Origin of the sequence: Nostoc cf. edaphicum LEGE 07299, assembly GCF_015207245.1 — a bacterium.
Taxonomy (GTDB): Bacteria; Cyanobacteriota; Cyanobacteriia; order Cyanobacteriales; family Nostocaceae; genus Nostoc; species Nostoc edaphicum_B.
Genome location: NZ_JADEXF010000010.1, coordinates 1 through 13742, shown reverse-complemented (window position 1 = coordinate 13742; position 13742 = coordinate 1). Strand labels below are relative to the sequence as shown.

12 protein-coding genes and 1 pseudogene are annotated in these 13742 nt (G+C 41.1%); 9 read left to right on the top strand and 4 right to left on the bottom strand.

Going from position 1 to position 13742, the window contains the following annotated elements; all coding sequences use genetic code 11:
- The 5 genes from IQ229_RS00630 to IQ229_RS00610 all read left to right on the top strand — a co-directional run.
- Positions 1 to 940, top strand: a 940-nt coding sequence (locus IQ229_RS00630) for an NYN domain-containing protein (protein ID WP_194040370.1), incomplete at its 5' end; no start/stop codon positions are given.
- Positions 941 to 1021: 81 nt separating this feature from the next.
- Positions 1022 to 1726: an SDR family oxidoreductase gene (locus tag IQ229_RS00625; RefSeq protein WP_194040368.1), complete on the top strand. Its 705-nt coding sequence runs from the start codon at positions 1022 to 1024 to the stop codon at positions 1724 to 1726.
- A gap of 106 nt (positions 1727 to 1832) precedes the next feature.
- Complete coding sequence (gene hppD / locus IQ229_RS00620) at positions 1833 to 2930, top strand: 4-hydroxyphenylpyruvate dioxygenase (RefSeq protein ID WP_194040366.1); 1098 nt, start codon at positions 1833 to 1835, stop codon at positions 2928 to 2930.
- Positions 2927 to 3367: a GNAT family N-acetyltransferase gene (locus IQ229_RS00615; protein ID WP_228012923.1), complete on the top strand. Its 441-nt coding sequence runs from the start codon at positions 2927 to 2929 to the stop codon at positions 3365 to 3367. Before hppD ends, IQ229_RS00615 begins: the two co-directional genes overlap by 4 nt.
- A gap of 67 nt (positions 3368 to 3434) precedes the next feature.
- Complete coding sequence (locus IQ229_RS00610) at positions 3435 to 4127, top strand: HAD family hydrolase (protein ID WP_194040364.1); 693 nt, start codon at positions 3435 to 3437, stop codon at positions 4125 to 4127.
- 135 nt (positions 4128 to 4262) lie between these two features.
- Here IQ229_RS00610 and IQ229_RS00605 read toward each other — a convergent pair whose 3' ends face one another.
- Positions 4263 to 4889: a CPP1-like family protein gene (locus tag IQ229_RS00605; protein WP_194040362.1), complete on the bottom strand. Its 627-nt coding sequence runs from the start codon at positions 4887 to 4889 to the stop codon at positions 4263 to 4265.
- 649 nt (positions 4890 to 5538) lie between these two features.
- Here IQ229_RS00605 and IQ229_RS00600 point away from each other — a divergent pair.
- Positions 5539 to 6258 (top strand): response regulator transcription factor, encoded by a 720-nt coding sequence (locus tag IQ229_RS00600; RefSeq protein WP_194040360.1) that lies wholly within the window; start codon positions 5539 to 5541, stop codon positions 6256 to 6258.
- A 670-nt stretch (positions 6259 to 6928) separates the two neighbouring features.
- Here IQ229_RS00600 and IQ229_RS00595 read toward each other — a convergent pair.
- Positions 6929 to 7120 (bottom strand): annotated as a pseudogene (locus IQ229_RS00595) (DUF2811 domain-containing protein); the annotation flags it as partial.
- A 486-nt stretch (positions 7121 to 7606) separates the two neighbouring features.
- On the opposite strand from IQ229_RS00595, the gene IQ229_RS00590 reads away from it, so the two are divergent.
- Positions 7607 to 8887, top strand: coding sequence for an MFS transporter (locus IQ229_RS00590; RefSeq protein ID WP_228012921.1), 1281 nt, complete (start codon positions 7607 to 7609; stop codon positions 8885 to 8887).
- A gap of 163 nt (positions 8888 to 9050) precedes the next feature.
- Positions 9051 to 9944: a phosphotransferase family protein gene (locus tag IQ229_RS00585; protein ID WP_194040356.1), complete on the top strand. Its 894-nt coding sequence runs from the start codon at positions 9051 to 9053 to the stop codon at positions 9942 to 9944.
- A gap of 114 nt (positions 9945 to 10058) precedes the next feature.
- Here the strand turns inward: IQ229_RS00585 and hisIE are convergent, their stop codons facing one another.
- The gene (gene hisIE / locus IQ229_RS00580) at positions 10059 to 10709 is read right to left on the bottom strand and encodes a bifunctional phosphoribosyl-AMP cyclohydrolase/phosphoribosyl-ATP diphosphatase HisIE (protein WP_194040354.1); all 651 of its coding nucleotides are present in this window, start codon (positions 10707 to 10709) and stop codon (positions 10059 to 10061) included.
- A gap of 230 nt (positions 10710 to 10939) precedes the next feature.
- Between hisIE and hemL the strand changes: the two genes are divergently transcribed.
- A complete protein-coding gene (hemL, locus tag IQ229_RS00575; protein WP_194040352.1) occupies positions 10940 to 12238 on the top strand; it encodes a glutamate-1-semialdehyde 2,1-aminomutase in 1299 nt (432 codons plus the stop codon).
- 263 nt (positions 12239 to 12501) lie between these two features.
- Here hemL and IQ229_RS00570 read toward each other — a convergent pair whose 3' ends face one another.
- Positions 12502 to 13326, bottom strand: coding sequence for a fasciclin domain-containing protein (locus IQ229_RS00570; protein WP_194040350.1), 825 nt, complete (start codon positions 13324 to 13326; stop codon positions 12502 to 12504).
- Positions 13327 to 13742: the final 416 nt, after the last annotated feature.

Below are 13742 nucleotides of genomic sequence, written 5' to 3'. Positions count from 1 at the left end.
ACCAAAAGCTGAAACAAAACATCAATTAGAAACAGGAATATCACTTCTACTTTTGGATGCAGAGAACTTAAAATTAGATATTAATTCAGAATTATTTTTAGCTAGTGTTTGCAAGTATCCTCTCAAATTTAAAATGGCATTTGCTAACTGGAAAAATCCAAGTATTGGAAAGCAAGATATTGAACTATATAACCGTGGCTATCAACTTGTCCATGTACCAGAAGGTAAGGATAGTGCTGATGCAAAAATGATTGCTTTCGGTGCTTGTATTGTACGCTCTTATCCAACAGTTAAAGAAATATTAGTCTGTTCTAGCGATGGAATTTTAATTCACCTTTGCAATGAACTCCAAAACCAAGGATTAATTGTCTATTGGGTACGTAGACAAGGGCAAACTTTGCATATAGAAAACCGAAATACTGGCAAATTAACTCATTATTCTTTAGCAATGGCAACAGAAGTTCCATCCTTGGAAAAAGTGGTTGAGCAAATTCAAGATTTAATTAAAAACGAACAAGACTCAATCAATACTCGATTACACAGGTTAACAACTATTGCAAGTTTATTTCAAGAAAGATCCAATATCACTAATAAATCTAATCATAAGCAACCAGAAATTGAAGAAATTACCCCTATTATAGATAATTTATCTGCACAATCAATTCAAGAAGAAGATTCTGCGGAAATCCCTAATGAAAAAACATTAGATAAATTATTATTAAAGATTCTTCAAGATATACAAACAAAGTCTCCCCAAACTCAAGTGTCTGTGTCCAAACTAGGCTCAGAGTTACGGAGAATAACCGGAGAATCTCCTAATTCAATTATTAAAAAATTAAAGTTAGGTTCCAATTTTACCAAATATCTAAAATCATCTCCCACGTTTACATTAAAAATGAATGGCAAGGAATATGAGGTAATGCCGCTATTCTCCGAATAGATACTTTTTAGATGTCTACGTACAACCTGAGCCTATAATTCAGTATTATGTACAAAGATGTAAAGAAATGTAAATAATACGATGCAGGATAAAGTTGTTGTTATTGTCGGTGCTACTGGTGGTATTGGTTCAGCTTTAACACAAAAACTTGCACCTACCAAAGCCCAGTTGGTACTGGCTGCGAGAGATACAGTTCGTTTAACCACATTGGCTGCTGATTTCCCAGGACAAGTTTTCACTGTTCCCACCGATATTACTGACCCCCAACAGGTAGATACTTTGATAGAAAAGACGATCGCTGAGTTTGGTCAAATTGATATTTTAGTGAATGCAGCTGGTGCTGGTATACTCAAGCCCTACAACAGCCTAGAACCCGCTGATTTAGACAAAATGTTAGATGTCAACTTAAAAGGTAGCTTTTACACTACTCAGGCGGCTGCTGAAGAGATGCAAAAGCGCAAGTCTGGTCACATCTGTAATGTAGTAGGAATTCTGGGCAAGCATTCGATGGGGATGGCAGCGGCTTATTCGGCTTCTAAGTTTGGTGTTGTCGGTTTTAGCAAGTGCATGGCAGAGGAACTCAAGCGTTTTGGTATCAAGTTCACGCTATTCTACTTTGGTGGGGTAGATTCTCCTTTTTGGGATAACGTCAACCTAAAAGTAGACCGTAAAAAAATGCTCAGTCCTGAAACTGCTGCCAATGCGATTTTCTTTGCCCTTTCTGCCGAACCTCAAGCTGTACCAATGGAAATTAACATTCAACCTGATAGTCATTTATTCTTTTAGAGTGGGAGTACGCTTACATAATTCTTGCTTAGGAAAGAAGTGAAAATCTAGCAAAAAAGGCAAAATTTACAGATATATAAACTGTTATGCTTGATTTTCAATATCTATGAAAATTGATCACGTTCATTTCTATGTAGAAGATGCCAAAGTGTGGCGAGATTGGTTTGTACGCCATCTTGGTTTTCAAGCAGCAACCGATCGCATCAGTTCATTTCACACTTGTACAGAAGTGGTGAAAAATGGTAGTGTCTGCTTTTTTCTATCTTCACCCCTGTTGCCTACAAGTCCAGTAGCTGAATTTCTGCGTCAATATCCACCTGGTGTGGCAGATGTCGCTTTTGCTGTCGAAGATGTCGAAGGCGCGATCGCACTAGCTCAAAAACACGGTGCAACAATCTTACAACCCATCCAGGAACGTCAGGTAGGTACGGCGTTGATCAAATGTGGCAAAATTGCCGCCTGGGGTGGACTGACTCATACTTTGATAGAAAGGTCATTAGTCAGTGGTCATTTGTCATTGGTTTTTGACAAAGGACAAATGACTAATGACAAAGGACAAATAACTAATGACAACACTTTTACCGCCATAGATCACATAGTGTTAAATGTGGCAGTTGGTGAATTGGATCGTGCTGTGGCTTGGTACGAAAAAATTCTAAATTTTCAACCCCAGCAGGCATTTAAAATTAAAACCAATCGCTCTGCTTTACACAGCCAGGTGATGGTTTCACATAACGGTAGCGTCCAATTGCCAATTAATGAACCGGCTTCCAAGAATTCTCAAATTCAGGAATTTCTAGATGTCAATCGGGGGCCAGGAATTCAACATATTGCCTTGCGGACGACTAATCTTGTGAGTGCGATCGCTAAATTTCGTGCCAGTGGTTTATCCTTACTCTCGGTTCCGCAAACCTACTACTCGCAACTAAAACAGCGACCAGGAATTACGCTATCACCTCTAGAACTAGAAGCGATCGCTCAACAGGAAATTCTAGTGGACTGGCAAGAATGTACTCCTTTAGAGGAGGGAAATACCGCGCCTTTATTACTACAAATTTTTACCCAGCCAATATTTGAACAGCCGACATTTTTCTTTGAGTTTATTGAACGCCGTTTCCAAGCTCAAGGTTTTGGCGAAGGTAACTTTCGTGCTTTATTTGAAGCCATTGAAAGCGAACAAATCAAACGCGGTACTTTGCAATGATGCCTGAGTACAAAATCTCAATTGAAATTCAGCCAGACTCCAAACAAGTTGATTTTGTAGACAAGCAACTTCAGGAATTTAATGTAAGTAAGATTGGAGATTACCAATATAAGCCACTGTTTCTATTGCTTCGTGATTCAGAAGAAAATGTAGTGGGTGGCTTGGAAGGTTTTATTGGCTTGGGATGGTTCCATATTGCTACTCTCTGGATTGCAGAGGAGTTAAGAGGTGATGGATATGGAAAAGCACTACTTTTGGCAGCAGAACAAGAAGCTGTTAGTCATGGCTGTTTAAACGTATATGTTTTTACTTACAGCTTCCAAGCTCCTGAATTTTATCAGCACTTGGGATATGAAGTTTTTGGAGAGTTAGAAGATTTTCCTCCAGGTCATCGTCGATACTTTCTTAAAAAGAGTTTACAAAAAACCTTTAGCTAGACTTAATACCCTCAAAAAATAGCCATACATCTGAGATAAACTTAATAAAAATTAACTTTTACCGCCGATGCTAAGACTGATTACTGACTTCGACGGCCCAATTATTGATGTTTCCGAACGGTACTACCGTGTTTATCAATTCTGCTTAGATAAAACCCGTCGCCCAGATCAAGTAGTGCAAGAACTTCCGAAAGCGGAATTTTGGCAGTTAAAGCGATCGCGTGTTCCCGAAAAACAAATCGCCTTAAATTCCGGGTTAGACGAAGCCCAAGCTCAAGAATTCGCCCAACTAAGACGGCAAACGGTGCATACAGAACCTTATTTTAACTATGACACTCTCGCACCTGGTGCTGTGGATGCACTGTTAAAAATTCAACAAGCTGGAATTGATTTAGCAGTTATGACCATGCGCCGAGTTCGAGAACTAGATTATGCTTTCAAAAAACACGATTTAGGGAGATTTTTCCCGGAAAATCGTTGTTATTGCTTGAGTAAGGACTACGTGAAGACTCGTGATATTGAAGATAAACCCTTGTTAATGGCTAGGGCATTAAAAGAACTGCCCCCGTCTGCTGATACCTGGATGGTGGGAGATACGGAAGCCGACATCACCGCTGCGAAAAATTATGGTATTAAGGTAATGGCTGTAGAATCCGGGATTCGCGATCGCACCCAACTAGAACTTTACCACCCCGACTTAATTGTTCAGGATTTTAGCGCTGCTGTAGATTTAGTTCTAAAAGCTAAATATCTTGTCTAAAAAGGCTCTGTAGAAGCAATTAAGGTTGCAAATTAAAATAGGAGTCAGAATAGGTATTCTGACTCCTGACTTTTTATTTTAGAAGAACACACATAAACCATGTCTTCTTTATCGAAACCTGCTTAAGGCAGTAGTTTAACGTAGAAAACTACTAACTAACCACAACAATATAAACGTCACTACAGTAGAGAACTGATTCGTTTCCAGACTGAGAAATGATATTTGTGGTAAGAGCCAGCTAGCAACTAGTCCCCCAACGATTAGGCCAATTATTAAACTGACCAGGGTGAACAAAACTGCTCGGCCAAATTTGCTTTCCTTGCGATTAAGAAAGTAAATACTAGTGCCTACGCCAACCACCAATGCTAACTGCAAAACCTGATCGCCTCCCTCTGGATAGAACAGGCTAATAGAACTCAAACCGAGAAACCAAGCTCCTGGTAAGAGTATATCCGCAGGTGCTGGCTGATCCAGCATCCGTTGCAGCCATGCAGGTGACTGCTCACGAGGGGTTGGACTTTCTTTAGGAGGCGATTGCACTCGCAACTCTGGAAACCGTATCCGCTCAGGGACTTTGATTTTTCCTTCCTGGCGCATCCGTAAGCGATCCATTAAAATCGCATCGTAAGCCGCCTCAATCACTTCTAAATGCTTGGCATCGCCATTATGTTGCTCGAATAGGCGATTACGAGCATCCTGAATTTCATCGAAGCTAGCCTCTTCTGATACCCCAAGTTTTTCGTAGGGATTTTGATCGCTCATGGGAGTTTGTTACTTCAGCCTCAATCAGCGGCAGTCTTTTATCGAATAAAAAACAGTTTTAGGTTTTATGTCGATCGAAACTAAAGTCTCGACCTATTTATATGCCCTACCAGGATAGTAGCACGGGTTAGTTTGATCGACTTTGTAATTTCAACTATAGTCACTTTAACATATTGCTATAACTCCGTGTATACCCTCATGTCGTTGTCTAATTCTGGCTCTAATCTAGAATTTGAACGGAGAGTACCTAAAAGTCATGGTTTTTATGAAAAAATCAACTTTAATGTTTCAAACTTGGCAACTTACTGTGCCCTAAAATAGTTTTTTTTAATTATACTGAATAATCGCTTGTGGTATATATCCACATATCGATTTAAAATTGAAACGTTTTAAGTTACCACCTAACTGGGATCGAGAAGGTGTCTTGCTATCAAGAACGGTTGCAGTTCAAGTCAGAGCGCTTATATACTGTTGGCTAACAGAAGTTTCGCCTTCTCATTGCCCACAATCCTGATTAGAGTATTTATTTTAGAATAATCGGGATTGTTATACCGTAGCCATGTAGATTCTTAGTTAGTCCTAAAGTGGCAACTGCGTTTTTACGCAACTCTCTTGTTAATCTTACGAATTTTTGTGCAAAGTAATGGTCATGGCTCCTGCCAAGATTCTTGTAGTTGACGACGACCCTGCGGTTCGGAATTTAATCCAACGCTTTTTGATTAAACAGAACTATCAGGTGGAGGCTGCCGAAGACGGAAAGACAGCCTTAAATCTATTTGAGCAATTTAACCCCGATTTGGTGATTCTAGATGTGAATTTACCAGATGTCACAGGGTTTAACCTCTGCCAAGAGATGCAAAGTCGTAATGGTGTTTTTGTTTTGATGTTGACTAGCCGTGCTGACGAAGCTGATAAAATTCGCGGCTTTGCAAAAGGTGCTGACGACTATCTCACCAAGCCTTTTGGACTAGGAGAGCTAGAAGTTAGAGTCGGAGCTATTTTGAGGCGTCAGCGAGTGATAACTACTGCCGAGCAGAAACGCTTGGTATTTGAAAAACTTATGATTGACCCAGTGCGACGGGAGGTAGCACTTAATAACCAACCAGTACCTTTAACTGCTCTGGAATTTGACTTGTTACATTTTTTAGCTAGTCATCCAGGCCGAGTTTGGCGGCGGGCAGAGCTAATCCAAGAGGTGTGGGATTATGAATATGTCGGCGACCAGCGGGTTGTAGATGTTCATATCGGCCAAATTCGCAAGAAGATTGAAATTGATGCTAGTCAGCCAGCATTAATTCAAACTGTACGTGGCGTAGGCTATAAGTTTGAATCTGCTGCTCACCCCCAGCAGTTGGAAGGCAAGTCCTGAGTTTATAGTCTAGAGTTTTTTAACTCTTGACTGTTGACTCTTGGGGTAGTGGTTGGTGAATTTTCTTAGTTTTACTAACAGACAAATTTAGATAATCAAAATAAGTAGATATTCCTCAAATACACGCCAAACAGTGATTTGAGATATTTATTTATCTATCTATTTAAGATAGTGGACAGTAAAGAGAGTCCACTGGAAAATATTTATTGGTATGTAACCGTTTTGGTAGATATAACGGTGCTGAGATTGGAGTTCATAGGGTACATAGTTGTGCATTGGTAGTCAACTTAAGCTAAAGTCCCCTTAAAAGCCCGTTTCTAGCCTCTGTCTGGAAATACTGCTTATTGAGCTGCTGCCGTAAGTCAGGGAAGCGGCAGCCTCAACATAGGTATTCTCGGTTGGAGACTGAGAACAAAGGTAAATTCCGCTCTATTACCAAATACTTTTGGCAATAAGAGAAACTATTAGAACTTTTTTATCGATCGGAATCTACCGATCTTTTTTATTGTAATATTGCCGATCGCTATTAGCTTAAAACCCCGTTAATGGGGCACGGTATGGCGTGCCCATTAATAAATAGGGGAATAATGCCCTTTGTAACCAGTAGCTATGGGGTGTCTAGTAAATTAGCTGTTGCTGGTGAGTCGGTACAGGGCATTTCTACTGTGGAGTGATGGAACAAAGTTTCCAGATAGACTCGAGCAGCACGGCGATCGCTATCTCCATTTTGGAGTAAAAACAATGATAGTGCCGCCGTCAATACTCTGTTTTCATCCCAATCGGGATGGGTTTCTAAGTAGTTTTTTAAGGATTCGTGGAGTGTTTCAGGAATTTCTGTAAAGATGCTAACCGTTGATTTCATGAGATTTTCCTCCTATGAGGATAATCAAGAGGGACAAGTTGCTTGCGGTAAAGCGGTTTAGGGCTTTACACGCTCTTTCGCTATCCCGACAATCTGCGCTTACATCTGCTGGTAATATATTTTACACATTTGATGCCAACGGTTGAACGGAATTATAAAAGCAAGCCGCATCATTGTGCGCCAAGAGGGGGTGGGTTTGTCAATGCTGCGAAATGTTAAAAACGATGGTATAAAAAATAAATACGAACGAAAGAATCAGTATTTAAGCCTATTTTTTGTTACTTTACTTCATAAAAACTCAGTCCTTAAACTTCTTTGCTACTTGTAATCAACAATCCCCAGTAAGACAGCAAGAAGCCTATTAGCTCGTATAGCACCTGTGGAAAACTGCTAAAATCCCTGTGGAAACCCTGTGGAATGAGTGAGGAAAATAGTAACCAATGATAAGAATTACAAAAATGTCATCAATTTATGACATTTAAACTCATGAAATTAGCTTCTCAATCTCAGTTATCATCGTGGTTGCCCTCGATACATCCCCAGGTCTGGATTTTCGCAATTGGTAGATTTCTCTCGGAAGTTGGTACCGGCTTTACCCTGTTTTACGCCCCCATCTTTTTTGTTAATCAGCTTGGTTTATCTGCAACCAGTGTTGGGGTAGCCTTGGGTAGCGCTTCGATTTCCGGCATCGTAGGGCGGATTGCGGGTGGTTCTTTGGCTGATTCTGAATATTGGGGACGCCGCCGCACTTTGTTGCTAGCGACGGCGATTTCAGCAATTGGTTCTCTAGTTTTAGCTGCAACCAATAATTTCACTTCTTTGGTAATCGGTAGCTTGATTAGCGGTTTAGGGATAGGTTTCTATTGGCCGGCGGCTGAAGCTGTGGTTGCTGACGCTAGCCAAATTGATAATCGCCGGGAAACTTTTGCGTTAGCGAAGCTCACCGAAGGTATCGCCCGACTAGCTGATAATCTGGGGTTAGCGATCGGAATTCTGCTGGCTGGGTTTTTGATCGCGATAATTGGGAGTTATCGCTGGCTATTTGTGATTGATGCCATCTCTTTTATGGTATTTTTTGGAGTTGTCTATGTAGGGATTAATGAAACAGAACACCAGCAGATAGAGGAATCTGAAAAAACAGAACTTTTTACTGCATGGATGGCAGTATTAAGCGATCGCCGTTTCCTGGTCTACATCGCAGTTAATATATTCTTTACAATCTATATTTCTCAAATCCACAGCACCCTGCCGCTTTACTTCAAAAATTTTGTCCTTGTCGAAAGTACTGCCAAGGCATTTACTGAAACTACCATTAGCGGACTATTTGCTTGGCATCTGGTGTTCGCAATTATTTGTCAGTTACCTGTTACCAGCATCTTAAAACGTTGTTCTCACACACTCGCACTTACTGTTTCTGCGATTTTCTGGGCAATTAGTTTTGGGCTGATTTGGGTAAGCGGGATAGCCCCATCTCATCATCTGCTTTGGGTAACATTGGCATTGGGAGTATTTGCTGTGGCGATTGTTTCCTATACCCCATCTGCTGCCTCTTTAGTAACTGAGTTAGCCCCGGAAAATCAACGCGGCGTTTATTTTTCCATCAACGCTTTATGCTGGGCTGTTGGCTCTTTTATTGGTCATCCCTTGGGTGGATGGGCATTAGATCAACCACAAATTATTACCAATAGTTACTGGCTAGGCTTCATCTTGAGCGTAGCGATCGCTGTGGCAATTTTACAGTATCTCAATCGAATTTTGGCTGAGTAATCACCAAAGTGGTATTATACTCATGTTTAGCTATTTTATAGGGAGCGAAATCATAGTGGTACGTTGATACAACAAACGGACAAATAATTTAAATCGCTGCGATTGGACTAAAAGCCCAATAAATTTTGATTTTTTGTTTGTTGTAATTGCGTCATAATCCACCGTGAATATTCCTTCCTCGTATCTCGAAAAAATTCGTGCTATCTATCCCAATATCTCTGTTAAGCATCTTGACTTTAATCAAGATGGAATGGTTAACGATGTGGTGATTGTTAATCATGAGATGGTATGTCGCTTTGCCAAAGATGATTGGGGAAAACAGGTACTTTCCCATGAAGCTAAGGTGTTGGAAGTGGTGCAAAAGTATGTTGAACTGCGAGTTCCGCACTTTGAACACCTAGAAGAAGGCTTTGCTAGCTACAGATTTATTCAAGGTGAACCGCTATCTCGTAACATCCTACTGAAGCTGAGTGAAGCATCACAAGCGCGTATCATCTCCCAACTAGCCAGATTTCACCTACAATTGCACAGCATCCCCTATGAAATTTTAGTTAATGCTGGGATATCTTTTTCTGGTGCAAAACGTTCTCGTGAAGATTGGTTGCAGTTGTATGATCAAGTCAAGGAAACTCTCTTTCCTCACTTATGGCGTCATCAGCAAACTTGGATACATGAACTTTTTGCGCCCGTAATTACAGGTGAACTTGACCTCAGCTACACACCCGTACTGATCGATGGCGATAAAGCAGTGTATCACATTCTGTTTGACCCAATTTCAGAAAGCATCAGCGGTCTGATTGATTTTGGTACGGCTGGTTTGGGAGATGCAGCTTGTGATATTGCCGTGCAACTTAGTAATTATGGAGAAAGTATTGTGCGGCGTATGGAAAGCGACTATCCGATGTTACCAGATGTCATCGATCGCGCACGTTTCTGGGTGGGGACACTTGAACTTCAGTGGGCTTTGGCTGGAGTAAAGTTTAACCATATCTCATTATCATTGGCACATATTGGTTTAGCCAGAGAGGTTCAACCTTTAGGTACACGGTTAAGTTAACCCAGCATAGCCAAGAAAAAACTATACGCTTGTCTAATTCTAAAGACTGGCGAAGTTGGGGAACAAAGTTTTATATTTACTTCCCCTACTCGCTCATTCATTTGCCTACATTCTTTATTGACGGCGTTCTTGCAGCTTACGATACACCGATTTTAAATCCACTTGATGGTGAGCTAAGGCAACCAAAGTATGATATAGCAAATCAGCCACTTCACCTGCGATCGCATCTGCTTCATCATCCTTAAAAGCCATTACCACCTCAGCGGTTTCCTCACCAATCTTTTTCAAAATTTTGTTATCGCCACCTGCAAAGAGTTTACAAGTGTAAGAACTTTCAGTAGGATTATCGCGGCGATCGCATATTATTTGAAACAATTGCGACAATGTATCACCTGGTGGTGCAGCAATTTTTCCTTCTATTTGGTGAAAACAACTGCGTTCTCCAGTATGGCAAGCAACATCTCCTAATTGTTCTACCCCGATAAGCAGGGCATCACTATCACAGTCATAACGGATACTTTGCACTTTTTGGATATGTCCAGAAGTCGCCCCTTTGTGCCACAATTCTTGCCGGGAACGACTCCAAAACCAAGTTTCTTCAGTTTCTAAAGTCTTTTGTAGCGACTCCTGATTCATCCACGCCATCATCAGGATAGTACCATCTAGATAGTCTTGGACAATTGCAGGCACTAGACCCCGTTCATCGTAGCGAATTTTCTCAACCGGGATAGTGTAATGCAGCGATCGCGAATCGTTAGAAGACATACCAGCTAGTTTGCTCTAATGAGAATAATTTATGGATTCACGATACCATTCAAAATAGAACAGTCGGTATGTTTTTTTTGAATTAAATATTTAAAGTCAAGTCTTCATTGGACTTGCATAACATAATGTTATTTTTTTGGTTCCGCTAATTTTATAGGATAGAAATTCTAAGCAGTGTTTGACCCTATCCTAAGATAGAGCTTTTTATTGCCCACTGTTAGGAGAGAACTTTGGTAAATACCACAATTAAAACAACAAAATCACAAGAAGTCTTCGCCGCTGCTCAAAATCTCATGCCCGGAGGAGTCAGTTCTCCAGTTCGTGCCTTTAAATCTGTGGGCGGACAACCCATCGTTTTTGATCGTGTCAAAGGCGCGTATATTTGGGATGTAGATGGCAATAAATACATAGACTATGTAGGCACTTGGGGCCCAGCTATTTGTGGTCATGCTCATCCAGAAGTCATTGCAGCATTGCATGAAGCTTTAGAAAAAGGCACCAGTTTCGGCGCTCCCTCAGTCCTAGAAAATGTTTTGGCAGAAATGGTCATTGATGCCGTTCCTAGCATCGAAATGGTCAGATTTGTCAACTCTGGAACTGAAGCCTGTATGGGAGTTTTGCGGCTGATGCGGGCTTTCACCAACCGAGACAAAATCATCAAATTTGAAGGTTGCTACCACGGACACGCCGATACGTTTTTAGTAAAGGCGGGTTCTGGTGTTGCCACACTTGGCTTGCCAGACTCACCAGGAGTACCTAAAGCAGCAACTAGCAGTACTCTAACTGCACCTTTCAATGACCTAGAAGCAGTCAAAGCTTTATTTGAAGAAAACCGCGACGAGATTGCCGGTGTCATTCTTGAGCCAGTCGTCGGCAATGCTGGATTTATCGCACCGGATGCTGGCTTCCTAGAAGGGTTACGGGAACTAACTCACGAATATGGAGCGTTGTTGGTATTTGATGAAGTGATGACAGGTTTCCGCATTGCTTACGGTGGCGCTCAAGAAAAATTTGGCGTCACTCCCGATTTAACAACCTTGGGTAAGGTGATTGGTGGTGGTTTGCCAGTAGGAGCTTATGGTGGTCGCCGAGATATTATGTCAATGGTTGCACCTGCCGGCCCCGTATATCAAGCTGGGACTCTTTCTGGTAATCCCTTGGCGATGACTGCTGGGATTAAGACTTTAGAATTGCTGCAAAAGCCAGGTACTTACGAGTCTCTTGAGCGAATTACTAAAAAACTAGCAGATGGTTTGCTGCAAATTGCCAAAGAAACTGGTCATGCAGCTTGCGGTGGTCAAATCAGCGCCATGTTCGGCTTATTCTTTACCGCTGGCCCAGTTCATAACTACGAAGATGCGAAAAAGTCTGATACAGCCAAATTCGGACGCTTCCATCGCGGGATGTTAGAGCGTGGTATTTACTTAGCACCCTCTCAATTTGAAGCTGGGTTTACATCTTTTGCTCACACTGAAGAAGACATTGAGCAGACTTTAGCAGTTGCACGGGATGTAATGTCTAGCCTGTAATTCGAACTTAGTCCAAGTAGTGGAGTCAGGAGCGGAGGCTTCCTCCATTCAGAAACTGGCATTGTGTTAGCTGAAAGTACGGCATTATTAGATTGTTGATGGGCCGTACTTTCCGCGCTAACCTACCCGACATTTAAATTTCTAAAAAATTTCAAAATTGTTTCTGACAAAAAAACCGTCCAAAATTACCATCTGAACGGGATTTTTCCTATTAATACTTGATACGAACCTGGCCTGCTATAGGTTGTACTGGTATCTAAAAACTACAAGTCAGGAGGTAAAATTACCTGATCGATTGCATGGATTACACCGTTGCTACCTGTAATATCTGCCTGTGTTACTTTAGCGTCATTGACAGTTACACCGGTAGCAGGATCAACTTTAACGTTGATTGCACCACCTTCAAGGCTTTTAACTTCGCCAGACTTTAAATCAGTGGACAATACCTTACCAGTCACTACATGGTAAGTTAAAATCTTGAGCAATACTTCTTTGTTATCTGGCTTTAACAATTCTTGCAAAGCATCTGCTGGCAACTTAGCAAAAGCTGCATCAGTGGGTGCGAAAATAGTTAAGTTATCTTTGCCTTGTAAAGCTCCGGTCAATCCTGCTGCTTTCAAAGCCTTGGTCAAGGTGGTAAAGGAAGCGTTTGACTCTGCCAAGGCTAACAAGTTTTTGCCTTGATTGCTGGTTGCCCCTGGTGCTGGTGGAGTTGTGGTCGGTGTCTCAGTAGGTTGAGTACCTGGGGTGACGGGTGTAGGTTCACTAGGTGTAACACTACCACCACCACGGTTATAGGGAGGCTCGTTGAAAATACTTGGTCTGGGATTTACCGCTCCACCACTTTTCTGTGCTACTTGTCTGCGTTTGGTATTGCCCTTTTCTATTTGGGAAGCGCCTTCAGCAGGTGTGTATTGATTGTTTGCTTGAAGGCGTTGACCTTGGTTATAAGAAGCTTCGTTGAAAATACTGGGGTTAGGATTTAATACCTCTTTCGCATCAGATGGTAAAGTAATGAGGACGCTGAAACTAGTAAATCCTGCTATGCCTGCCAACGTGGTCAGCAATTTGCTGTAATTTGTCTTCATAAATTTTGTTTTTTTTGTCCACACATTACATAAAGATTTATAACATTTTGCTATGCACAAAATCTAACTCAAGAGGGAAGTAAGATTTTTCTCTAGAAGAGTTTGTGCTAGTGAGGTAAAATATTTAACCTCGATTCACGCCGATCGGCATGAAATATATCTACCATATATTTCATGTAAATTGAGCAAATTTTCTCCATCACACCAAAATTTAAAAATCCCACTCGGTGTAAAGTAAATTCTCAGAAAGTGTGAAAATCTCACCTCTACAAGTTATGAGTTACCATTAGCTCCAAATAAAAATTATATTTAAAAGACAATTTATATACAAACTCGTACGTAAATTAATAGTTGATTCATAAATCCTGAATTATATAGAGAATAAAGCTATATTTCAGAATTAACCCTGTCTCTTA

Bases quoted from the DNA above. Each gene is read 5' to 3' on its own strand.
- IQ229_RS00625 (WP_194040368.1), top strand. From the start codon at position 1,022: ATGCAGGATAAAGTTGTTGTTATTGTCGGTGCTACTGGTGGTATTGGT.
- hppD (WP_194040366.1), top strand. From the start codon at position 1,833: ATGAAAATTGATCACGTTCATTTCTATGTAGAAGATGCCAAAGTGTGG.
- IQ229_RS00615 (WP_228012923.1), top strand. From the start codon at position 2,927: ATGATGCCTGAGTACAAAATCTCAATTGAAATTCAGCCAGACTCCAAA.
- IQ229_RS00610 (WP_194040364.1), top strand. From the start codon at position 3,435: ATGCTAAGACTGATTACTGACTTCGACGGCCCAATTATTGATGTTTCC.
- IQ229_RS00605 (WP_194040362.1), bottom strand. From the start codon at position 4,889: ATGAGCGATCAAAATCCCTACGAAAAACTTGGGGTATCAGAAGAGGCT.
- IQ229_RS00600 (WP_194040360.1), top strand. From the start codon at position 5,539: ATGGCTCCTGCCAAGATTCTTGTAGTTGACGACGACCCTGCGGTTCGG.
- IQ229_RS00590 (WP_228012921.1), top strand. From the start codon at position 7,607: ATGAAATTAGCTTCTCAATCTCAGTTATCATCGTGGTTGCCCTCGATA.
- hisIE (WP_194040354.1), bottom strand. From the start codon at position 10,709: ATGTCTTCTAACGATTCGCGATCGCTGCATTACACTATCCCGGTTGAG.
- IQ229_RS00570 (WP_194040350.1), bottom strand. From the start codon at position 13,326: ATGAAGACAAATTACAGCAAATTGCTGACCACGTTGGCAGGCATAGCA.